21 protein-coding genes are annotated in these 20,561 nt (G+C 74.6%); 12 read left to right on the top strand and 9 right to left on the bottom strand.

Annotation, left to right across the window (positions count from 1 at the left end; translation table 11 throughout):
• Positions 1 to 149: 149 nt before the first annotated feature.
• On the top strand, positions 150 to 635 hold the full coding sequence (locus ACZ7IF_RS23085) for an ATP-binding protein (RefSeq protein WP_470974232.1): 486 nt from the start codon (positions 150 to 152) through the stop codon (positions 633 to 635).
• Positions 636 to 743: 108 nt separating this feature from the next.
• On the opposite strand, the gene ACZ7IF_RS23090 is transcribed toward ACZ7IF_RS23085, so the two are convergent.
• Positions 744 to 989, bottom strand: a complete 246-nt coding sequence (locus ACZ7IF_RS23090) for a DUF397 domain-containing protein (RefSeq protein ID WP_007264886.1) — start codon at positions 987 to 989, stop codon at positions 744 to 746.
• Positions 990 to 1,183: 194 nt separating this feature from the next.
• A complete protein-coding gene (locus ACZ7IF_RS23095; protein ID WP_470974235.1) occupies positions 1,184 to 3,229 on the bottom strand; it encodes an FUSC family protein in 2,046 nt (681 codons plus the stop codon).
• A gap of 121 nt (positions 3,230 to 3,350) precedes the next feature.
• Between ACZ7IF_RS23095 and tatA the strand changes: the two genes are divergently transcribed.
• The gene (gene tatA, locus ACZ7IF_RS23100) at positions 3,351 to 3,515 is read left to right on the top strand and encodes a Sec-independent protein translocase subunit TatA (RefSeq protein WP_470974237.1); all 165 of its coding nucleotides are present in this window, start codon (positions 3,351 to 3,353) and stop codon (positions 3,513 to 3,515) included.
• Here the strand turns inward: tatA and ACZ7IF_RS23105 are convergent.
• The gene (locus ACZ7IF_RS23105; RefSeq protein WP_470974240.1) at positions 3,512 to 4,687 is read right to left on the bottom strand and encodes a DUF2786 domain-containing protein; all 1,176 of its coding nucleotides are present in this window, start codon (positions 4,685 to 4,687) and stop codon (positions 3,512 to 3,514) included. The two genes, tatA and ACZ7IF_RS23105, sit on opposite strands and share 4 nt — an antisense overlap.
• A 107-nt stretch (positions 4,688 to 4,794) precedes the next feature.
• Between ACZ7IF_RS23105 and ACZ7IF_RS23110 the strand changes: the two genes are divergently transcribed.
• On the top strand, positions 4,795 to 6,507 hold the full coding sequence (locus ACZ7IF_RS23110) for a bifunctional 3'-5' exonuclease/DNA polymerase (RefSeq protein WP_470974242.1): 1,713 nt from the start codon (positions 4,795 to 4,797) through the stop codon (positions 6,505 to 6,507).
• A 25-nt stretch (positions 6,508 to 6,532) separates the two neighbouring features.
• Here the strand turns inward: ACZ7IF_RS23110 and ACZ7IF_RS23115 are convergent, their stop codons facing one another.
• From ACZ7IF_RS23115 to ACZ7IF_RS23135, 5 genes are all read right to left on the bottom strand, one after another.
• Complete coding sequence (locus ACZ7IF_RS23115) at positions 6,533 to 7,777, bottom strand: hypothetical protein (protein WP_470974245.1); 1,245 nt, start codon at positions 7,775 to 7,777, stop codon at positions 6,533 to 6,535.
• A gap of 77 nt (positions 7,778 to 7,854) precedes the next feature.
• On the bottom strand, positions 7,855 to 8,376 hold the full coding sequence (locus ACZ7IF_RS23120; RefSeq protein ID WP_470974247.1) for a SigE family RNA polymerase sigma factor: 522 nt from the start codon (positions 8,374 to 8,376) through the stop codon (positions 7,855 to 7,857).
• A gap of 82 nt (positions 8,377 to 8,458) precedes the next feature.
• Complete coding sequence (locus ACZ7IF_RS23125; protein ID WP_470974250.1) at positions 8,459 to 8,977, bottom strand: GNAT family N-acetyltransferase; 519 nt, start codon at positions 8,975 to 8,977, stop codon at positions 8,459 to 8,461.
• A gap of 78 nt (positions 8,978 to 9,055) precedes the next feature.
• Entirely contained in the window at positions 9,056 to 10,267 is a 1,212-nt protein-coding gene (locus ACZ7IF_RS23130) for a serine hydrolase domain-containing protein (protein ID WP_470974252.1), read from the bottom strand.
• Between the two features lie 116 nt (positions 10,268 to 10,383).
• Positions 10,384 to 11,325, bottom strand: coding sequence for a ScbA/BarX family gamma-butyrolactone biosynthesis protein (locus tag ACZ7IF_RS23135; protein ID WP_470974254.1), 942 nt, complete (start codon positions 11,323 to 11,325; stop codon positions 10,384 to 10,386).
• A 121-nt stretch (positions 11,326 to 11,446) separates the two neighbouring features.
• On the opposite strand from ACZ7IF_RS23135, the gene ACZ7IF_RS23140 reads away from it, so the two are divergent.
• The gene (locus tag ACZ7IF_RS23140) at positions 11,447 to 12,055 is read left to right on the top strand and encodes a ScbR family autoregulator-binding transcription factor (protein ID WP_470974257.1); all 609 of its coding nucleotides are present in this window, start codon (positions 11,447 to 11,449) and stop codon (positions 12,053 to 12,055) included.
• Entirely contained in the window at positions 12,052 to 13,011 is a 960-nt protein-coding gene (locus tag ACZ7IF_RS23145; protein ID WP_470974260.1) for an NAD-dependent epimerase/dehydratase family protein, read from the top strand. Before ACZ7IF_RS23140 ends, ACZ7IF_RS23145 begins: the two co-directional genes overlap by 4 nt.
• 32 nt (positions 13,012 to 13,043) lie before the next feature.
• Here the strand turns inward: ACZ7IF_RS23145 and ACZ7IF_RS23150 are convergent, their stop codons facing one another.
• Positions 13,044 to 13,634: a TetR family transcriptional regulator gene (locus ACZ7IF_RS23150; protein WP_470974263.1), complete on the bottom strand. Its 591-nt coding sequence runs from the start codon at positions 13,632 to 13,634 to the stop codon at positions 13,044 to 13,046.
• A gap of 299 nt (positions 13,635 to 13,933) precedes the next feature.
• On the opposite strand from ACZ7IF_RS23150, the gene ACZ7IF_RS23155 reads away from it, so the two are divergent.
• The 7 genes from ACZ7IF_RS23155 (at position 13,934) to ACZ7IF_RS23185 (ending at position 20,553) form a co-directional block, all read left to right on the top strand.
• A complete protein-coding gene (locus tag ACZ7IF_RS23155) occupies positions 13,934 to 14,944 on the top strand; it encodes an IS701 family transposase (protein WP_470974266.1) in 1,011 nt (336 codons plus the stop codon).
• Positions 14,945 to 14,980: 36 nt separating this feature from the next.
• Complete coding sequence (locus ACZ7IF_RS23160; RefSeq protein WP_470974270.1) at positions 14,981 to 15,724, top strand: class I SAM-dependent methyltransferase; 744 nt, start codon at positions 14,981 to 14,983, stop codon at positions 15,722 to 15,724.
• A gap of 9 nt (positions 15,725 to 15,733) precedes the next feature.
• Entirely contained in the window at positions 15,734 to 16,462 is a 729-nt protein-coding gene (locus ACZ7IF_RS23165) for an ABC transporter ATP-binding protein (RefSeq protein ID WP_470974272.1), read from the top strand.
• A complete protein-coding gene (locus ACZ7IF_RS23170; RefSeq protein ID WP_470974275.1) occupies positions 16,459 to 18,201 on the top strand; it encodes a hypothetical protein in 1,743 nt (580 codons plus the stop codon). Before ACZ7IF_RS23165 ends, ACZ7IF_RS23170 begins: the two co-directional genes overlap by 4 nt.
• Entirely contained in the window at positions 18,198 to 19,322 is a 1,125-nt protein-coding gene (gene lxmK, locus ACZ7IF_RS23175; RefSeq protein ID WP_470974278.1) for a class V lanthionine synthetase subunit LxmK, read from the top strand. Before ACZ7IF_RS23170 ends, lxmK begins: the two co-directional genes overlap by 4 nt.
• 1 nt (position 19,323) lies before the next feature.
• Entirely contained in the window at positions 19,324 to 20,226 is a 903-nt protein-coding gene (locus tag ACZ7IF_RS23180) for a T3SS effector HopA1 family protein (RefSeq protein WP_470974280.1), read from the top strand.
• 177 nt (positions 20,227 to 20,403) lie between these two features.
• Complete coding sequence (locus ACZ7IF_RS23185) at positions 20,404 to 20,553, top strand: LxmA leader domain family RiPP (RefSeq protein ID WP_266839938.1); 150 nt, start codon at positions 20,404 to 20,406, stop codon at positions 20,551 to 20,553.
• Positions 20,554 to 20,561: the final 8 nt, after the last annotated feature.

A 20,561-nucleotide genomic window follows, 5' to 3' on the forward strand; every position in this document is an offset into this window, starting at 1 on the left:
TCCGGCTTCGGCATTCGGAACGATGGTGCCGCGCACCTGCGTGCTCTTCGCGCCGGCGCGGGACCCACCCCGCAGTTCTCTTTGGACGGAGCCGCCCGCTTCGTCCGCGAATCCCGGGAGTGCCTCGCATGGGGACGAATGGATCGACCATGCTCGAGCCGTTACGGCAGGGGCTGCCCCCGGTCGACCCCACGGCCGTCTCCGGTTCCGCCTCCTGCGCCCTGCCCGCCCGGTTCGAGGCGGTGCGCGGCGCCCGCTCCTTCACCAGGTCGACCCTTTCCCAGTGGGGCCTGGACGACCGCTTCGACGACGTCTCGCTGGTCGTGTCCGAGCTCGTCACCAACGCCCTGCGCCACGCCCTGCCGGACGAGGCGCGGCCGTCCGGCGAGCCGGAGGCGGCGGTGCGGCTGCACCTGATGCGGTGGAGCACGCGGCTGGTGTGCGCGGTGCGGGACCCCAGCGAGGACCGGCCGGGCGGATCCTTCGCACCGGAGCGCACGGACGAGAACTGCGACCTGGAGTCCGGGCGGGGGCTGTTCCTGGTGGACGCCTACAGCGACAGCTGGGGCTGGCACCCGCTCGCGGGGCGGCTCACCGGCAAGGTGGTCTGGGCGCTGTTCATGCTCCAGGGCTGAGCGGCCGCCGCCGCACGCGCACCACGTACTCGGACGACCGGCCGGGCCCGATCACTGCGATCGGTCCCGGCCGGTGCACGTGCATGGCGTGATCTTTGCGCCGTTCCGTCAGCCGACCAGGTGGTCGAACTCGCCGTCCTTGACGCCCGCCAGCAGCGCCTCTATCTCGGCCGGCGTGTAGACGAGCGCCGGCCCGTCGGGAAAGCGCGAGTTGCGCATGGCGACGTCGCCCCCGGGCAGTCTGGCGAACTCCACGCAGGATCCCTGCGAGTTGCTGTGTCTGCTCTTCTGCCAGGTCAGCTCGTACAGGGAAGTGAGTTCTGCAGCTGCCATCCCGTTGTACGCGTGGTCCACAGGAAGCCCCCGATAGTGCAGATGTCAACTGCACCGGATCATAGCTGTGTTCACCACCGCATGCATGGGCAGATGCACGTGCACGCGCGGTGTTCCGCCCGTCACTGTTGATCACCATTGATGGCGGTTCAGGACCCCGGCGCTCCGGTTCGGCGGCGGCGAGCGCTCCGGTTCGGCGGCCGCAGTGCCTCCGTTCAGGGCCGCAGCGCCTCCGACACCTCGTCCAGCGAGTCCAGCAGCTGCTCCGCCGCCCCGCGCAGGACGCCCGGTTCGGGGGCCTGCCAGCCCGCCAGCAGCTCCCGGACCCCGTCCCACCGCGGGACCTTCCGCTCCCGGACCGCCTTCGCGCCCGCCCCGGTCGCCTCCCGCAGCGCCCGCGCCAGCTCCGCGGCCCCCGGCACGGGGTCACGGTCGCGGTCGGGGAGGTGGGCCTCCAGCAGCATCACGCCCCGCCCCAGCGCCGCCAGCGCGTCCCCCGCGCCCTCGGCGGCCGCCCGGGACAGCCCCCGGTGCCGCACCGGCTCCCCCTCCGCCCGGGAGAGGGCCTCCTGCCAGGCGATCCGGGCGTCGCGGGCCGCCAGCAGCTCCTCCCGCACGTCCGCGCGCCGGGCCCCGGCCGGATCGGCGTACTGCCCGAGCACGGCGGCCGCGTACCGCCCGTCGGCGGCGAGCCAGTCGGCGAGGCGGGTGCGCAGCCGGGGCGTCTCCCAGGCCGGGTAGACGGCGTAGGCGAGCATCGCGAGGACCCCGCCGACCAGGGTGAGGGCGATCCGGTCGGGCACCGTCTGGTCCCACCGGACGCCGCCCATGCCGAGCAGGAAGACCACGTAGGCGGAGACGAAGACCTGCGTGACGGCGTACCCGGTGCGCATCAGCACGTACATCAGGCCCGCGCTGACCACGGCCAGCAGCCCCGACAGGTACATCCCCGGCTGCGCCAGCCGCACGACCGCGGTGGCCGCGCCCACCCCGACCAGGGTGCCGCCGAAGCGGGCGACGGCGCGGGACCAGGTCTGGGTGAAGTCGGGCCGCATCACCATCACCGAGGCCATCGGCGCCCAGTAGGCGTGCCCGAACGGCAGCGCGTGCCCGATGAGGTAGCCCGCGCACGCCGCCGCAGTGACCCGGACGGCGTGCCGCAGCACGGGCGAGCCGGGCCGCAGCTCGGCCCGTACGGACTTCAGCACCAGCGGCACCAGGGCGGGCACGGAGGGCCTCAGCATGGCCTCGGCGGGGTCCGCGGCGCGCCCGGAGCCCGGCTCGGCCGTCTCCAGTACGTCGTCCAGCAGGGCGGCGAGCCTGCGCGCGGCCCGCAGCGGCGCGCCGGTGAAGACGTCCGGCAGGTCGGGCGCCTTCAGCACGGCCAGCGCCGGCGCGGGCGGGCGTACGGGCTCCCCGTGGCGGATGGCGTGCGCGGCGGCGTCCAGCACCGCCCCGGCGGCGTCCAGCAGCTCCCGCACCCGCTCGCGGGCCGGCCCCTCGGCGGGGGCCCCGACGGCCGGATCGGCGAGCGAGGCCAGCACGGGCCGGACCCGCTCCGCGAGCCCCCGCGCCCCGTGCAGCTCGGCGGGCCGCCGCCGGGCCTGCCGGACGGTGACGGCGGCGGCGTCCCGGGCCTTCATCAGCGGCCCGGGGTCGAAGGAGGCGACGGGGTCGTGCCGCAGCCGGCGGGCGTAGTCGGCCTCGGCGGCGAGCGCGTCGGCCAGGGCGTCGCGCTGGGCGCCCCAGCGGCGGACCGGGAACAGCACGATGAGCAGCGCCTGCACCACCCCGCCGGCGGCGATCACCGCGGCGTGCCCGGCCGCCTGCGGGACGGAGGCCGGCAGGGTGACGGTGACCAGCATGATCGCGACGTTGCCGGAGGCGATGATCCCCGCGGTGGGCCCGGCCGCCCACATCAGCCCCGCCGCGAAGGCCCACAGGGCGAGCATCGGCAGGAACAGCCCGACGTGGGCCGACCCGACGAGGTACCCGGTGAAGGTGGAGACGGCCAGGGTCAGCCCGGAGGCGAGGGCGAGCACGGGGCGCGGGCGCCAGCTCTGCTGGAAGGTGGCGATGGCGGCCATGAAGGCGCCGAACGCGGAACTGGCCGCCGCGCCCGGCCCGAGGAGGGCCAGCCCGGCGCCGATGACGACGGCGAGCCCGACGGCGGCCCGGAGGGCGACGAGGGGCTCCAGGCGGGCCCGTTCGACCGTCATGCCCGCGCGCGCGGTGTCCTTCAGCGCGCGGAGCCAGCTCATGGCGTCGAGCGTATCGGTTCGTAACTCTTTTCAGCTTTTCTTCAGAGTTGTGCACCACCCGTGCGGCCCTGTTCGATGGGTCGCACCGTCGATCGACCGTCGTCCGAAAGGTGGGCACCGCATGCTCCGCAACGGCCTGGAACCCTGGCACGTGATCATCGTCCTGGCGGTCGCCCTGCTGGTCTTCGGCTCGAAGAGGCTGCCGGACATGGCCCGTTCGCTGGGCAGGTCGGCCCGCATCCTCAAGTCGGAGGCCCGGGCCCTGCGCACGGAAGAGACGGCCTAGGGCAGGGAGGGGCGCCGCCCGCCGACGTGGGCGGCGTCGGCGGCCGCCGTGCCGTCCTCCCAGCCCGCGTGGTCGGTGGCGCCGCGCAGCCGGGTGGTCGTGGTCCGGGGGAACATCTCGTCGGCCCGTGCGCCGACCGCCACGTCCCGGGCCACCAGGGCGGGCAGGTTGTCGGGGGCCTCGGTGGCCGTGTGCTCGGCGGTCTCGGCGAGCCGCCGCCCGAGCCGGCTGGCGTAGGCGAGCAGGAAGGACTGCCGGAAGGTCTTGGTCCGCTTGCGCCCGCCGGCCCGCTGGGCGGCCTCGGCCCGGGTCATCGCCGCCGTGCCCTGCACGAGCAGCGAGGTGTACAGCAGCTCGACGGCCTCCAGATCGCTCTCGAAGCCGACCACCGTCGAGAACTCGAACCCGCTGTTCCACACCGCCCGGCAGCGGTTGGCGGTGGCCACCGCGTCGAGCAGCACCGCCTTGGCCTCCTCGTACGGGGGCTCGACCCCGATGCGGCAGGCCCCGGGCACCTGCGCCGGACCGCCGCCGCGCACCGCGAGCAGCGCCTCGTCCACGGTGTGCCGGGCCATCAGCTCCTGCGCCTTCGCGCTGAGCGCCTCCGCCTCCTCGGGGTAGGTCGTCGCCTCGGCCTTCGCCAGCAGCGCCCGGATCCGGCCGAGCATGCGCGGCTCGATGTGCGCGTGCGCCAGGGCGTCACCGGCCGGGTCCCCCGGAACCGGCCCCACGGGCTCGATGGACGGCAGCCGGACCAGCAGCCGGAACAGTTCCAGGACGGCGGTGGCCAGGGTGAACCGGTCCGCCCGCTCGCGGCGCGCGAGCCGGTCGGCGTACTCCTCGTCCGCCGCCCACCACACCTCCGCCGCGCCCCACCGCTCGGGGAGCCGGGCGTACCGGCGGGCCTCGGCGGCGATCACGTCACCGGCGACGGCGAGGTGCACGGCGTCCAGGTCCCGCCGCACCAGCCGCAGCACGTCGGCGGGCTGCCACCCCCGCTCCCACGCCTGCCGTACGTACGCCTCCCCGCGCGCGAGCAGCTCCCGCCCGACCCCGCCCCACGCCGCGGCGTCGGCGGCGAGCACGGACGCGCCGATGTCGAGCCCGGCGTCGTCCTGGGCGTAGAGGGCGGCCGCGAAGGCCCGGTCGACGATCTCGGCACACGTACTCACCCCCTCAGCTTTGCGCACTCGTCCGCGCCCCGGCCAGGGGGGTCCCGCACACGCCCGGCGGGGGCAGGGGCCGGGGACTGTCAGACCCCGGTGGGAGACTCGCACCCGTGAGCGACCACCCCACCACCCCCTGGGCCCTCGCCGAAACCGCCGGCGGCCAGTGGCACGCCACCCCCCTGCACCCGGCCGGGGCCCGCCCCGCCCCCGTCACCACCGCCACCCCCGCGGAAGCGATCCGCTCCGCTCCCCCCGGCACCCGCTGGATCTGGCGGTCCACCGCCGCCGTCTACCCCCGCATCCTCGCCGCCGGCACCCGCGTCGAGCGGTGCTACGACATCGAGGACGCCGAGCTGCTGCTCCTCGCCCACGAGGGCCGCTCCGGCGAACCCCGCTCGGCCGCGGCGGCCTGGGCGCGGCTCAACAACGCGCCCGTCCCCCCGGACCCCCCGCAGCGCGCCGCCGAGCCCGCGCGGGCGGCCGCGCAGGACTCCCTCTTCGACGTCGACCCCGGGGCCACCGCGCCGCTCCCCCTCGACGCGCTGCTCGCCGTCCACGCCGAGCAGGCCCGCCGGATCGCCGCCACCGCGCACCCCGACCGGCTGCGCCTGCTCACCGCCTCCGAGTCGGCCGCGTTCCTCGTCGCCGCCGAGATGCACCACGCGGGCCTGCCCTGGCGGGCCGACGTGCACCGCGCCCTGCTGACCGAGCTGCTCGGCGAGCGGTACGCCGGCGGCGGCGAGCCCCGCCGCCTCGCCGAGCTCACCGACCGGATCTCCGCCGCCTTCGGCCGCCGGGTGCGCCCCGACCTGCCCGCCGACGTCATCAAGGCCTTCGCGCAGGCCGGTGTCCGGCTCGGGTCCACCCGCCGCTGGGCGATCCAGGAGATCGACCACCCCGCCGTCGCGCCGCTCCTCGAATACAAGAAGCTGTACCGGATCTACACCGCCCACGGCTGGTCCTGGCTCGCGGACTGGGTCCGCGAGGGCCGGTTCCGCCCCGAGTTCATCCCCGGCGGCACCCTCACCGGCCGCTGGGTCACCAACGGCGGCGGGGCCCTGCAGATCCCCAAGGTGATCCGCCGGGCGGTCGTCGCCGACCCGGGATGGCGGCTCGTCGTGGCCGACGCCGACCAGATGGAGCCCCGCGTCCTCGCCGCGATCTCCCGCGACCCGGCCTTCATGGAGGTGGCCGGGCGTCCCGAGGACCTCTACACGGCCGTCTCCCGCCAGGGCTTCTCCGGCGACCGGGACAAGGCCAAGATCGCCGTGCTCGGCGCGGTCTACGGGCAGACCTCCGGGGACGGCCTGAAGAACCTGGCCGCGCTGCGCCGCCGCTTCCCCCGCGCCGTCGCGTACGTGGACGACGCGGCCCGCGCGGGTGAGGAGGGGCGGCTCGTACGGACCTGGCTGGGCCGCACCTGCCCGCCGCCCGTCGGCGCCGCCGAGGCCGACGAGGCGGGCATCCCCCAGGAGCAGGAGCGCGCCGGCTCCGAGGACACGGGGTGGACCCCGGGCCACGCCTCCGCCGACACCCGCGCCCGCGGCCGGTTCACCCGCAACTTCGTCGTACAGGGCAGCGCCGCCGACTGGGCCCTGCTGATGCTGGCGGCGCTGCGGCAGGCCACCGCCGGGATGCGCGCGGAGCTGGTGTTCTTCCAGCACGACGAGGTGATCGTGCACTGTCCCGCCGAGGAGGCGGAGGCCGTCGTCGAGGCGATCCGCGCCGCGGGCGACCGGGCGGGCCGGATCACCTTCGGGGACACCCCGGTGCGCTTCCCGTTCACCACGGCGGTGGTGGAGTGCTACGCCGACGCCAAGTGACCCGCGCCCGCCCCCAGCGGCCGCGTCAGCGCCCGTACACGTCCTTCCAGTGCCGGTTCAGCGCGACCTCCTTCAGCTGCTCCAGGGTCAGCGCGGGCGCCGTACGGCTCGCCGGACCCGTCTGCTTGGGGGCGTTGTACGCGGAGACCGTGATCCGTTCCCCGTTGGGCCGCTGGGTGTCCACCGACCAGCGGACCACGCCCGGGGCGTTCTCGCCGGCGGGGCCCTGGGTGACCTTCGCGTGGACACCGCCGGGCTGGGCGGTGGCGTCCGCGGGGAAGTCGCCGCTGTCCGTGAGCCGCCGGACGCGGAGTTCGACCAGGGAGCGCCCCTTGCCGTCGTCGAGGACCACGTAGCCGTAGCCCCCGTCGCCGCCCTTGTCGGCGACCGGGATCTCGTACCCGCGCAGCAGGGCCGCCAGGAAGCTCTCGGCGTCCTCCTCGGGACCCTTGCGGGAGCCGCTCTCCGACGGTGCGGGCGGCAGGTCCCGCAGGGCCGGGTGCCACTTGTCCGACAGCACCAGGGCCTTCATGCGGTCCATGGTCAGCGGGGGTTCGGCGCGGGTGGCGCGGACCTTCTTGCCCTGGGGCGCGTTGTACTCCGAGGCGTCGAGGAGGTAGCCCTGCGGGGTGGCGAGGGTGGCCCGCCACTCCTTCACCGACCTGCGGGAGTCGTCGTAGTCGTAGCTCTGGATCAGCAGCAGCCGGGAGCCGTCGGGGAGCACCTCCTCCTTGCAGGAGTCGAAGGCCACGTTCTTGCGGTCGGGGCAGGTGGTCATCTCCTTGGCCATCCCGCCGGCCGGGTCGATCCGGGTGAGCAGGATGCCCACGCGCCCCTGCCCCTTGCCGTCGTCGACGAGTCCCGTCGCCATGGGGCCCTGGTCATCGGTGCCGCGGCTCTCGGCGGGGGTGAACTGGCCGGACGGCACGAACGACTTCAGGATGTCGGTCATCTGCTGCGCGGTGACCGCCCCGGTGCCGGCCCGGTCCGGCAGGTCGCCCGCCTGCGGCCTGGCCGGCCCCCGGCTGGGCAGGGCGGGCGCCGAGGCGGCCTCGCCCCTGCCGTCACCCCCGATCAGGCCGCCGGTCCAGGCTCCGGCCGTCCCGACCAGGGCCAGGGCCAGCACGGAGCCCCCGGCCACGGCGGCCCGGCGGCGGGCCACCAGCCGGCGTCCGCGCCGCTCGCCCGCTTCCACCAGGGCCTGGGGGTCCGGCGTGAAGGCGGCACCCGCGCTCCGGAGGGCTTCGCCGAGCTCGTCTTCAAGGGGCATGGGGGGCATGCGGAACCAGACCTTCCACTTGGTTGGCGGAGAGAGGGACAGGGCGGAGGGGAGGACTGCGCCGGGCCTCAGTGGCCCGCGAACTCGGCGAGGCTGCCGCCCAGCTGCCCCCGCAGCCGGGACAGCGCCCGGGAGGTGCGGGTCCGTACGGCCGCCGAGGTGACCTTCATCGCCTCGGCGGTCTCCTCGACGCTGCGGTCCTCCCAGTACCGCAGCACCAGCACCGCCCGGTCCTTGGGCGCCAGCCGCCCCAGCGCCTCCAGCAGCGTCAGCCGAAGCGCCGGATCGGCACCGCCGGCCGCCGGCTGCGCGCCGTCGGACCCGGGGAACTCCCCGAACGGGCGCTCCCCCGCCGAGCGGCGGCGCTGGTGCGTCAGGAAGACCCGGACCAGCACCGTCTGCGCGTACGCGGCCGGATTCTCGATGCGCGAGATCCGGCCCCAGAGCAGGTACATCCGCCCCAGGGTCTCCTGTACGAGGTCCTCGGCGAGGTGGGTGTCCCCGCTGGCCAGCAGACAGGCCGACCGGTACAGATGACCCGACCGGCCCGCCGCGAACTCGCGGAACCCGTCTCTGCGACCCTGCCGCATGCACTCCCCCTCGCGTCCGTCTCACCCCATCGACGCGACGGCCCCCGGGAAATGTTTCACCCGCGTTCCCGGCCCCTCCGGCTCAGCCGAGGTCGTGGAAGTACACGTGGAACTCCTCGCGCACGAAGCCCTCGGACTCGTACAGCCCCTGCGCGACGTGATTGTCGTACGCGGTCTCCAGCTGGACCCCCGCCACCCCGGCCTCCCGCGCCCGGCGCAGCACCTCGCGCAGCAGCGCCCGGCCCGCGCCGGTACGGCGGCCGGCCGGGGCCACGTACAGGTCGTTGAGGATCCACGCCGTGCGCAGCGTGAGGGAGGAGAAGGCCTGGTAGACCTGCGCGAACCCGACCGTGCCGGGGACGCCGGGCGCATCGGCGAGCAGCACCAGCGACTCCCCCTTGGCGATCCGCTCCGCGAGGAACCGCCTTGGGGCGTCCGCGTCCTGGACGGTCACCTCGTAGAAGTCGAGGTAGCCGCGGAAGAGTTCCGCGGCCGTGTCCAGGTCCGCCTCCCCCGCCACGCGGAGCACGACGCCGGAGCCCTCGTCCGTGACCGTGCCGCCCGTGCCGTCGCCGCCCTGGGTTTCCGCCTGACCGAACATGCGTTTCTCCTTGATCCACTCGCGCGATGCGGTCCATTGTGCGCGTGCGCGGCGGAACGGGGGCTGGAAGAACGCGCGTCAGTGTCCGGTGACGGGCTGGGCGGGCAGCGTGAAGACGTGCCGGGGAGTGACGGTCTTCGTGATCGCCTCGCCGAACAGCGTGCTGGGCTCGCTGCCCTCGTGGGCGATGTCCGTGTTCAGCATGACCACCAGCGTCGCCTGCGACTCGGGGAGGTAGACCACCAGGTCCTGGTAGCCCGGCAGCGATCCGTTGTGCCCGATCCACCCCTGTACGTCGAAGACGCCCAGGCCGTAGCCGGCGCCCGGCAGCGCCTCCACCACCTTCAGCCGCTGCGCCTGGGTGGCTGGGGTCAGCAGGGTGCCGGTGGCCAGGGTCTTCGCCCAGCTCCGCAGGTCGGGGAGGTCCGAGATCATCGCACCGGCCGCCCAGCCCCAGGAGGGGTTCCAGTCGGCAGCGTCCTCGGTCTTCCCGGAGGCGGTCTGGTCGGTGTAGCCCTGCGCGTGCGGCTCCGGGAACTCCGCGCCGGTCGGGAAGAGGGTGTGGTGCAGCCCGGCGAGCCCGGCCACCCGCTCGTCGATGTACCGGTTCAGGGGTGTCCCGCTCAGCTTCTCCACCACCAGCCCCAGCAGGATCAGGTTGGTGTTGCAGTAGTCGAACTTCGCGCCCGGCTCGAACAGCACCGGGTGCCTGAAGGAGTACGACAGCAGCTCCTGCGGGGTGAAGGGGCGCCGGGGATCGGCCGTGAGCGCCTTGAAGAACCCTTCGTCCTCGGAGTAGTTGTAGAGCCCGCTGCGCATCCCGGCCAGTTCGCGCAGGGTGATCCGGTCGCCGTTCGGCACGCCCGCGACGTACTTCCCGACGGGGTCGTCCAGTCCGGCCTTGCCCGCGTCGACCAGCTGGAGCAGGGCGGTGACGGTGAAGGTCTTCGTCACGCTGCCGATGCGCTGGTTCACGTCGGTGCGCATCGGCGCCCCGGTCGCCCTGTCGGCGGTCCCGAAGGCCCGTACGTACTCGCCCTTGCCGGGGGCGGAGAGCGCGACGACCACGCCCGGCACCCCGGCCTCCTTCAGCACCTTCTCGACGGCCTCGTCCAGCCGGGCCGCCACGGCGGGCGTGAGCTGCGGGAACTCGTCGGCCACGGGAGCGGTGACGACCCCGGCCGCGGGCGCCGCGGCCTCCCAGACGTACCCGGCCCCGACGCCTACGGGAACCACCACCAGCCCGATCGCGGCCGCCCCCACCGCCGCACTGCGCCACCGCCTCGTCATGCCCGGCCTCCCGCTGCCGTACGTCCCTCCACGCTAGCCCCGCCCCCGGGGCACGGGCGACCGGGGGCGGGCAGGGAGGATCAGGCGGCCTGATCAGGTGGTCGGGGCGACCCCGGTCAGGGGGCCGGGGCGACGGTGACCTCGGCCGTGAAGGCGGCCTCCCCGTCCTGGACGGCGTCGACCCGCAGGGTCGCGGGGGCCGGTCCGGGGGAGGAACCGGGCTGGGCCTCGATCCGGCAGGGCGAGTCGAACTCGACGTAGCGGTGGAAGGTGACGTCCATCGACGTGGGCAGCACCGGTCCCGCCGAAGGACGCACGGCGTGGGCGGCCTGGCGGGCGGCCTCCAGCAGGACCATGCCGGGGACGTGGTCGACGGGGTGGTCGAAGAGGACGGGGTGGGCGGTGTCCACCCGCAGGGGCCAGCGGCCCGGGCCGTCCTCCCGGCCGAGCACGACGTCGCGCACGTTGTCGCGGCCCACCAGCGCCGGGGCGAGGGGCGCGATCGGACCGGGTACGGCGGCGAACACCCGCCTGACGTCAGCGCGTTCCGCGCGCACGCGCCGGTAGACGGCGGGCGCGATGCAGCCGAACCGGGTGTCGGCGACGGCGATCTGCGTGCCTTCGCGGAAGACGGCGATGTCGAGGGAGACCGCGGCGGGGATGCCCCGGCGGAGGCTGAACTCCGTGCACCTGACCCTCAGTTCCAGCTCGGCGGGTGTCCAGCCGACGTGGAGCGCGTGCGGGTTGAGGGCGTAGCTGAACCGCGACCAGCTCAGCTGGTGGCCGAGCGGGGTTCCGTACGCGGTGTGCAGCAGCAGCGGAAAGGTCTGGCGCACGGTCTCGCAGAGCATCAGCGGATCGTGCAGCCCCGCCGTGGCGGTGTAGAAGCTGTGGCTGCGCGGCCACTGGGCGGTGATGGTGAAGTCGTGGGCGCCGGTGCGCTGCCAGCCGGTGAGGAAGACCTCGGAAAGGGCGGCGCGGTGGACGTATTCCCTGGGCACCGTGGTGGTCAGGCCGGGCAATCCGGCAGATATCGGCCCATGGGCGGTGACGAGCATGTTCCCCCTTGCGTGCACTTGCGTGCGTGTGCGGCCCCCGCGCTGACGGTCGACGGCGGCCCCTCTGTAAAATAGAGAATGTTCGTTTTGTTTGTCGAGTGGCCGGTGGTGTGATCCAAAAATGGCGGGGTTGAAGCAGGACCGTGCGCTGAGGACGCGGGAGGCGATCCTGCGCGCCGCCGCCGAGACGTTCGACGAGCTCGGGTTCCACGGCGCGAGCATCAGCATGATCATGGGCCGGGCCGGGGTCACCCAGGGCGGCATGTACTTCCACTTCGCGTCGAAGGTGGAGCTCGCCCGGGCCGTCATGCTGGCCCAGGGGGACTACGTACAGCTCCCGCCGGGTGAGGACGGGCTCCAGCGGCTGATCGACATCACCTTCCACGTGGGCCGGGAGCTCCAGCAGAACGTCCTGTTCCGGGCCGGTGTGCGCCTCGCCGTCGAGCAGGGCGAGTTCGGCCTCCAGGACGACACGGCGTACCAGCAGTGGGTGGAGCAGTTCCACGGCCTGCTCCTCGTGGCGCGGGAGCGGGGCGAGCTGCTGCCCGGCGTGGACGAGCGGGAGTTCGCGCAGGTCCTGGTCGGCGCCTACAGCGGTACGCAGCTGTTCTCGCAGATCGCGACGGGGCGCGTCGACCTCCTGGAGCGGGTCGCCGCGCTGTGGAAGTACTTCCTGCCGTGCATCGCCGCGCCGGCGACGCTGGCGCAGCTGCGCGCCACGCCCGAGTGAGCCCTCTGCGGGTGGTGCTCACCGGTGCGACGGGCTTCATCGGGGCCGCGGTGCTCCGGGAGATCGGGCGCCGGCGGGACGTGTCCGTCCGCGCCGTCGGGCGGCGGCCGCCGGGAGCGGGCGCGGCCGGCGGCGCCGAGTGGGTGCGGGCGGACCTCGCGCGGCCGGGGTCCGTGGCCGGCGTGTGCGAGGGCGCGGACGTGCTGCTGCACCTGGCCGGCCTGGTCGGCCCGGACGAGGCCCTGTGCGAGGCGGTCAACGTCCGCGGCACGGCCGCCCTGATGGCCGAGGCCGGGCGGGCCGGGACCGGCCGGGTGGTCCACCTGTCCACGGCGGCCGTGTACGGGCCCGGGCCGCACCGGGGCGCCGTCGTCGGCGAGCTGGAGCCGGCTCCCGTGTCCGCGACCAGCCGGACCCGGCTGGCCGGAGAGGCGTACGCCCTGGCGGCGGGCGCCGCCGTGCTGCGGCCGGGACTGGTGCTGGGTACCGGGGACCGGTGGGTGGTTCCGGCCCTCGCCGAGCTCGTGGACCGGGTGCCCGGGCGGTGGGACGGCGGCCGGGGCCTGCTCTCCGCGGCCGACGTCACCGACCTGGCCCGGCTCGTCACCGCCCTCGCCCTCCTCCCGGGGGACGGCGCGACGGCCGGGCGGGTGTTCCACGCCGGCCATCCCGTGCCCGTGCGCTCCGGCGACGTGCTGGCGGAGCTCGCGGAGCTGGGAGTGCTGCCGCGCGTGCACACCGACCTGGCGTGGGAGGAGTGCCTGAGCCTGCTGCGGGCCACGCCGGGAGCCGTGAGCGAGCGGCAGTTCTCCCTGCTGGCGCAGGACCACTGGTACCGCAGCGACGAGGTCTGGAGCCTGGCCGGCTGCGCCCCGGGCCCGGGACCGGTGGCCCGCCTGGCGGCGTCCGCCGCCTGGTACCGCGAAACCGTGGGCCGGGCCGGGCAGGCGGCTTAAGGGGCGTCCGGCCCTGATCCGCCGGACACCCCCTAAGGGCCGTCCGGGCCTATGCCCTCCAGGACGAGGAGCCAGATGCCCTCAAGCTGGTCCAGCGCGTCGCCCGGGCCGTCGGGGTACGTGCCCCGCAGCGTGGCCTCGGCCCCCCAGATCAGGTGCGCGACGAGCGCCGTGACGCTCGCCGGGCCGGCGGGGGCGTGCAGTTCGCCCTGCTCGTGGGCCTGTTGGGCCAGCCCCGCCACCACGGGGTGCCACAGGGAGGTCCAGTCCTCGATGTCGGGCAGTTCCCGGGCGAGGTGGGCGGTCGCGCGCACGGTGACGTCGTCCCGCAGCAGGCGGGCGAGCTCCAGCATCAGGCTCCCGAGGTCGTCCAGGGCCTTCCCGCGTCGGCGGCCGGCCGCCTCGTCGAGCGCCGACCGCACCGCCGAGCAGCCCTCCTCGGCGACGGCTTCGGCGAGTTCGGCCTTGCTGTCGAAGTGGAAGGTGACGGCGCCCATGGAGATGCCCGCGGCCTGGCTGATGGCCTTCAGCGACGTGCCGCCGTATCCGGCGCGGTAGAACTCCGACGCGGCCGCCTGCACCGCGGTGTTGCGCGTCCGGACCGCCCTCTCCTGCTTCACCATGCTCTCTCCGATGTCGCCACACCCGGATGAGTCGCGCGTGGATGTCGTGGGTGGGTGCCGTGCGTGGATGTCGTGCGCTGGGTGAGCGCTGCATGCGGCGCCCGCGGTGGCCAGCCTGCGAAACGCCGCGCCCCTCAGGCAAGGCCTAGTTGCCAAAAACGCGCCGGATTCCGGGCGCGTCTCGAACCGCGAGACGACTGACGCGGCGTCAGCGGGCGCCGGTCCGCGCGACTTGCCGAAGTAGTGCACCAGCGTAGATCAGCCCTGGAAAAAAACAGAACGTTCGCTATTGTTTTTACATGATCTCAGTGTTCGCCGAGGCCACCTTCGGCAGCCTCCGCCGGACCGACCAGCGCCGATGGGCCGAGGTGTACCTGCGCGGGCTGCTCGGCACGTCCGGCAAGAAGACGGTGCGGCGGCTCGCCGCGGCGGTATCGGACCGGGAGACGGCCTTCCAGTCACTGCACCAGTTCGTCAACGCCAGTCCGTGGGACTGGGAACCGGTCCGCCGGGAGCTGACGCGGTGGGCGGAGGAGCACACCGCCCCCCGCGCCTGGGTGCTCGACGACGTGGTCCTGCGCAAGCGCGGCGACCACTCGTGCGGGGTGCACCGCCGCTTCAGCCCGGTCGACGGACGCTCCGTCAACGGGCAGGTCGGCACCGGGCTGTTCCTGGCCGGGGACCACGGGGCGCTGCCCGTCGACTGGACGCTGTACCTGCCCGAGTGCTGGACGGGGGACCCCGCCCGCAGGCGCCGGGTCCGCATCCCGGACGGCATCGGCCACCGCTCCGCCGAGGAGCAGGCCCTGGGCCTCGTGGACGTGCTGGCCGCGCACACCCGGCTGCCCGCCGTGCCGGTCGTGGCCGACGCGTCCTCGCGCCCCGGCGCGGAGGCGCTCGTCCGGGGCCTCGCCCACCGCGGCCACCAGTTCGTGGTGGCGGTCCCCGGGCACCTGGCCCTCGCACGCGCCGCGACGGTGCTGCCGGGGCCGGTGCGCGCGGACCGGGGGCAGGCCGCGTACCGCGCCTTCACCACCCGCGCCCGCGCCGGGCGTTCGGCGGAGCGGACCTGGATCACCAACATGCCGCACGGCCGGACCGAGGAACTGCTCGCGCTGACCCGGACCCCGAGGCTCGCGCGGGAGGCCGTGCGGTACATGGAGGGCGAACTCGGGCTCGCCGACTTCGAGGGCCGCTCGTTCCCGGGCTGGCACCACCACATGACGCTCGTCTCGGCCGCCTACGCGTACAGCCGGCAGGCCCCGGCGGACCTCCCGCACCACCTCGCCGCCCTGACCGCCGCGGCATAGTCCGACCGACCCACCCCCCTTCCGAAAGAGAAACCCATGGATTCCGCCACCACTTACGACGCCCTGGCCGATGTCTACGACCTGATGTACCCGCCCGCCTCCCCGGACATATCGGATGCCGTCGACTTCATGGCCAAGCTGGCTCCCGAGTCCGGCCGCGTCCTCGAACTCGGCGTGGGCAACGGCCGGATCGCGATCCCGCTCGCGGAGCGCGGGCTGACGGTGCACGGCATCGACGGTTCCGAGCAGATGCTGGAGAAGCTCGCGGCACGGGACCCCGAGGGGAGGGTCACCACCACGGCCGCGGACTTCACCACCGGCGGCACCGGCGAACAGTTCGACGTGGTGTTCATCGCCCTCAACACCTTCTTCGCCCCGACCACGGCCGAGGCCCAGGTCCAGTGCATGCAGCGGATGCGCGAGCAGCTGGCGCCGGGCGGCCGCGTGGTCATCGAGGCGTTCGAACCGCGCGCCTTCCACCAGCAGGAGGGCGAGAAGACCAGCACCCGGTACCTCTCCCCCACCTCGGTGATGGTCGACAGCACCCACGTCATGCGCGACCGGCAGCTGATCCTCGTCATCCACACCGTCATCGACGGCGGGGTGCCGCGCCCGACCCAGGAAGTCATCCGCTACGCCTGGCCCACGGAGATCGACCTCATGGCGCGCCTCGCCGGCCTGCGGCTGGTGGAACGCCACGGCGGCTGGCGCGGAGAGCCCTTCGACGTGAACAGCCACCGCCACGTCTCCGTGTACGAGGCCGTCGAAGACCCGAAGTAGGCACCGCACATGAAGGCGACCCGGAAGGCGAATCCGAAGGCGGCCGCGGAGGCGACCGCGAGTGCGGCCGCGAACGGCGGCCTGCTCCGGCTGACCGACGTCAGCCGCAGTTACGGGGACCGGAGCGTACTGCGCGCGGTCACCATGGCGCTGGCACCGGCGGAGTGCACCGTACTGGTGGGGGACAACGGGTCGGGGAAGTCGACCCTCCTGCGGCTGGCGTGCGGCCGCGAGCAGCCCACGTCGGGCGAAGTCCTCTTCGACGGCGAGCCCTTGCACGAGGACTCGCCCCGCACCCGCGCCCGCGTGGCCACCGTGATGGAAGCCGGCTCGGCCTATCCGGACCTGACGGTGCGCGAGCACCTGATGCTGGTCGCCGTCGGGCACGGACTCGGCCGCCGCGCCGGCGAAGCGGTCGACCGGGTGCTGGCCGGCCACCGGCTGGCCGACCACGCCGGGGCACGGCCCTCGGCGCTCTCGTCGGGGCAGACGCAGTCCCTGCTCCTCGCCTCGGCCTTCGTACGGCCGCACGACCTGCTGGTGCTGGACGAGCCCGAACAGCGGCTGGACGCCCGGGCACGCGTGGAGCTGGCGGAGCGGCTCTCGGCCCACAAGGGGCGGGGAGCGGCGATCCTGCTCGCCACCCATGACGCCGAGCTGGCCGCGGCCGTGGCCGACCACGTGCTCACCCTGGAGGACGGGCGGGCCACCGTGGCCCCGGTCAGGGGGGACCGGTGACGGCCGAACGCACCGAACACACCGGCCACACCGGCCACACCGAACGCACCGACCTGCGCCGGCGCACCGACGAGACGCTGGCGTTCCTGCGCGAGGCCCGCGCCTCGACGCGCCGGAGCAGGCGCGGGAACAACGTCTTCGTGCTCTACTGCGTCGCCCTGGGGACGGCCTTCTGGGGAGTACCGCTCCTGCTCGCCGCCGCCAGGGCCGGGCGGCGGGGGGAGTGGCACGGCAGCACCTCGGACCACCTGCTGGCCGGCCTCCCCGTGGCCGTGCCGGCGCTGCTGGTGCTGGTGGTGGTCCATGCCGCCCGAGGCGCCGTCTGGCGGGGCCCCGTGCTCGTGGACCTGCCGACCGTCTCGTGGCTGCTGCCCCTGCCCGTCCTGCGCGGGCCGCTCCTGCTGCCCCGGTTCCACGCGTCCGCACTCCGCGCGGCCGCCATGGGCCTGGCCGGCGGCGGGGTGCTGGGCTACCTGCTCTCGGTCGCGGGCTCCGCCGCCTGGCTGCCGCTGACCGCGGCGGGCGCATGGGCGGGCGCGGCGACGGCGCTGACCGCGGTGGCCGCCGGGCTGCTCGTCGAACGCCACGACCGCGCGGTCGCCCGTAACGCCGTCCGGTTCCAGGGGATCACCTGGGCACTGGCGGCGGGCTCGGCGGCGCTCTGCGCGTACGCGGTACTGCGCGGCCCCGGCGGCACCGCCGGCACGCTGGTGCTGTGGTCCGGCCCGTGGGGGTGGGCCGCCCAGCCGCTCGTCACCGCGGCCGGACACCACACTCCGGGCTGGATCCCCGGGACGGCCCTGTCCGCGGCGTTCACGCTCGCCGCGCTGCTGTTCGCCCGCCGCGAGACGCCCGACGTCCCCGAGGAGGCCCTCCGCGGCCGCGCCACCGTCGCGTCCCGGGTCTCCGCGTCGGTGTACTCCCTCGACCTGCGCCAGGCCCGTTCCGCGGCCCGCGGCATGCGGGGGGAGCGGGCCAGGCCGCTGCTGCGGCTGCCCGTACCCCGCCGCGGGTGGCTGATCGTGCCCTGGCGCGACGCCACCGGGCTGCTGCGGGCCCCGGGACGCCTGCTGTGGGCGGCCCTGTGGAGCACCGCGGCACTCGCCCTCGTCGCCGCCGCGCACCACGCCCGGCCGGACGGGCAGGCCGCCCTGTGCGCGGCCGCCCTCGTCGCCGAGTACCTGGCGGCCGCGCAGCTGACGGAGCCGGCCCGCGTCGACAGCGACGACGCCCGCCGCTCCGCCAACCTCCCCTACGAGTTCAGGGCCCTCGCGCTGCGGCACGCATGGGTCCCGTGCGCCCTGCTGCTCGGCTGGCTCGGCGCGGGCGACGCCGTGGCCTGGCTCACCGGCCGGTGGACACCGGGCGGTGCGGTGCTCCTGGCGGCGGTGCCGGCCATGGTGGCTGCCGCACTCGTCAGTTCGTACCGCGGCTCGGTCCCCACCCATCTGCTGGTCGGCGCCGAGACCCCCATGGGCAACACCGCCGCGCTCCAGACGGGGCTCTGGTACGCGCGCGGCCCGCTGGCCGCGCTCGCGCTGTCCGCCCCGGTGCTGGTCACCGTCGAGCGCGCCCACCGGCTGGGCCCCGGCCACATCGGCTGGCTGCTCCTGGCGGGCGCGGCGGGCATGTGGTGGGCGCGGCACACGGCCCACCGGCTGCACGGCGCACCGCCCGAGCGGCCCCAACGACACGCGGGCAGAAGACTGCGCGCCTACCTCATCACAAGGCTGAAATGACCGACGATCTCGCGACATCACCCGCCGTGCAGGGCCTTCTGGAGCGGCTCGGGCTCGGGCGGCTGCTGCCGCCGCAGGGCGATTCACCCACGGGCCGCAACCGGAACGCGGCGGGTCCGACCACCACCGGACGCGCCGTGTTCGTCAAACAGCTGGACGGGCGGCAACCGGACGCGGCCCGCCGCTTCCGCCGGCAACTCGCCTACGAGGAAGCGGCCGCCGCCGGCCGCGGGCCACTGGACTCGCCGAAGTGCCTGGGCTGGGACGCCGAGGAGCTGCTGGTCGTCTTCGAGTGGCTCGAAGGCGCCCGATCCGGCTCGGACCTGGCGACCGACGAGGAGTTCGACGACGAACTCGCCCGCCGCGCCGGGGAGATGATCGGCGCGCTGCACTCCCTCCCGCCGGACGCCCTTCCCCCGCGAGGGACCGGTACGACGGAACCCGACCCGATCCTGCTCCCCCCGCTGGAGTTCTTCGAAGCGCTCCCCCTGGCGTACCACACCCAGGCGAGCGGGGCCTCGCTGGAGGCCTGGGGGATGCTGCAACGCGACACCGAACTCGCCCTCGCGCTGCGCCGGCTGCGCGCCGAGGAGGCGGCCGCGCCGGCCGCCTTCGTCCACGGCGACCTGCGCCTCGACCAGTTCCTGCTGCACGGCGGACGGCTCCGCCTCTGCGACTGGGAGGAGTTCCGCAGGGCGGATCCGGCCCGGGACATCGGCGCCTTCGTCGGCGAATGGCTGCACCGCGCCGTGCTCGACATCCCGTCGAAGGACGCGGAGCTGAGCGGCCCGAGTCCGCAGCTCTCCCATCAGGACGTCGTCGAACGCGGCGTGGCCGAGCTGGGCAGGCTGCGGACGCGCAACGTCGCCTTCTGGGAGGGCTACCGGGCGGCCACCGCGGCCGCCTCGGCCACGTCCGCCACCGCGGCCGCCGCGGTCACCGACCCCCGCCTGCCCGTCAGGGCCACGGCCTTCGCCGGCTGGCACCTCATCGACCGGATGTTCGCCTCCGCCGAGCAGCGTCCACGGCTCACCGCCCTCGACCGGGCGGCGGCCGGCATCGGACGCTCCGCCGTGCTGCATCCCGAGAAGTTCACCACCGTCCTCGGCCTGGAGGCTTGAGATGGACGCCTTCCCCTACCTCACGGAACTCCTGTCGGACGTGCGCGTGCACCCCGGGACCCGCAGCGCCCGCGTGGGCGGGCGCGACATCACGGCCGACACGGCCGGCAGGCTCCGCCAGAAGCTGATCACCGCGCTCTACGAGACCTTCCACGTGGGCAACGCCTTCGCCGAGGAACGGCCCCGGACCTACCGGGACCCGCTGTTCGAGGAGCGGCTGGGCGGGGCCACGCCGCACGGGACGACGATGGCCGCCGCCCGCCTCGACGGCGACGGTCTGGTGCTGGTCGACGGCGTACGCGTACGCGTGCCCGAGCCGCACGTCGTGGGGACGAGGGTGCGGATGCCCGCCCGGCGCCCCGGCCTCTCCCCGGGGTTCTTCCTCGTCGACGGCTCCCGGGGGCATTCGTCCCGGCGCCCGCTGCTGCGGGTGTACGTACACGTACGCACCCCGGAGGAGGCCGTACGCACCTGGGGCGAGGTGCTGCGCGCGCTGGAGCGCGACGGGGTGCCCTACCGGGCCAAGGTGACGTCGTCCCGCCGCCTGTTCCCGCGCCGGGACGGCCTGGTGGTCTACCTGGGCGAGGACGCCTGGCACGGCGCCTCGGTGGTGGCGGACGCGGTACCGCGCCCCGGCGCACCCCGGCTGACCGCCGCCACCTCTTCCTTCGCCAGGGAACTGGCTCCCGGGATCGCCATCGCCTGGGAGCCCGAGGACACCCGGCCGGGCATGCGGGGAATGAGCTTCGGGCAGCACCGCGCCGCGGCCCTCGCGGACGCGCTGCTGGAGCACGCCGACGGGGCCGGCCGGTCGCTGGACGACTGCCTGCGGGAGCGGCTGACCGCCGCGAATATCGACCACGAGGCGCTCTACCGGAATGCGGATTCGCCTCGACTTCCCTAAGTCGCGCCATTCCCGCACCGAATGCCGCCGAACTTTCCTAAGTAGCACCCGAACCCGGTGACGCGGCCCACAGGATGATCGCCAGAGCTCCGGAAGATGATCTACTGAGAAACGTCAGAACGGCGGGGCCCGATCGGGGAACCGCCCATCGAATTCTTTTCTCAAGGGGGAATCCACATGGACTCCATGGAACTCATCGCCGGTTACGCCGCCTACACCACGCCGGAGGAGCTCGCCGCTTCCGAGGCCACCGACGCGCCGGCCATCACCACCACGGTGACCTCGTCGGAGATCTGCATCACGATCACCGTCGGCTGGGGCTGCTGACCTTCAGC

This window comes from Streptomyces sp. NPDC037421, assembly GCF_055602105.1.

Coding starts and splice junctions, on each gene's coding strand:
- ACZ7IF_RS23130 (WP_470974252.1), bottom strand. CDS start 10,267: ATGACGAGGCGGTGGCGCAGTGCGGCGGTGGGGGCGGCCGCGATCGGG.
- ACZ7IF_RS23120 (WP_470974247.1), bottom strand. CDS start 8,376: ATGCGGCAGGGTCGCAGAGACGGGTTCCGCGAGTTCGCGGCGGGCCGG.
- ACZ7IF_RS23180 (WP_470974280.1), top strand. CDS start 19,324: ATGGACGCCTTCCCCTACCTCACGGAACTCCTGTCGGACGTGCGCGTG.
- ACZ7IF_RS23125 (WP_470974250.1), bottom strand. CDS start 8,977: ATGTTCGGTCAGGCGGAAACCCAGGGCGGCGACGGCACGGGCGGCACG.
- ACZ7IF_RS23165 (WP_470974272.1), top strand. CDS start 15,734: ATGAAGGCGACCCGGAAGGCGAATCCGAAGGCGGCCGCGGAGGCGACC.
- ACZ7IF_RS23155 (WP_470974266.1), top strand. CDS start 13,934: ATGATCTCAGTGTTCGCCGAGGCCACCTTCGGCAGCCTCCGCCGGACC.
- ACZ7IF_RS23185 (WP_266839938.1), top strand. CDS start 20,404: ATGGACTCCATGGAACTCATCGCCGGTTACGCCGCCTACACCACGCCG.
- ACZ7IF_RS23140 (WP_470974257.1), top strand. CDS start 11,447: ATGGCGGGGTTGAAGCAGGACCGTGCGCTGAGGACGCGGGAGGCGATC.
- ACZ7IF_RS23095 (WP_470974235.1), bottom strand. CDS start 3,229: ATGAGCTGGCTCCGCGCGCTGAAGGACACCGCGCGCGCGGGCATGACG.
- ACZ7IF_RS23085 (WP_470974232.1), top strand. CDS start 150: ATGCTCGAGCCGTTACGGCAGGGGCTGCCCCCGGTCGACCCCACGGCC.
- ACZ7IF_RS23135 (WP_470974254.1), bottom strand. CDS start 11,325: ATGCTCGTCACCGCCCATGGGCCGATATCTGCCGGATTGCCCGGCCTG.
- ACZ7IF_RS23150 (WP_470974263.1), bottom strand. CDS start 13,634: ATGGTGAAGCAGGAGAGGGCGGTCCGGACGCGCAACACCGCGGTGCAG.
- ACZ7IF_RS23115 (WP_470974245.1), bottom strand. CDS start 7,777: ATGCCCCTTGAAGACGAGCTCGGCGAAGCCCTCCGGAGCGCGGGTGCC.
- lxmK (WP_470974278.1), top strand. CDS start 18,198: ATGACCGACGATCTCGCGACATCACCCGCCGTGCAGGGCCTTCTGGAG.
- ACZ7IF_RS23160 (WP_470974270.1), top strand. CDS start 14,981: ATGGATTCCGCCACCACTTACGACGCCCTGGCCGATGTCTACGACCTG.
- tatA (WP_470974237.1), top strand. CDS start 3,351: ATGCTCCGCAACGGCCTGGAACCCTGGCACGTGATCATCGTCCTGGCG.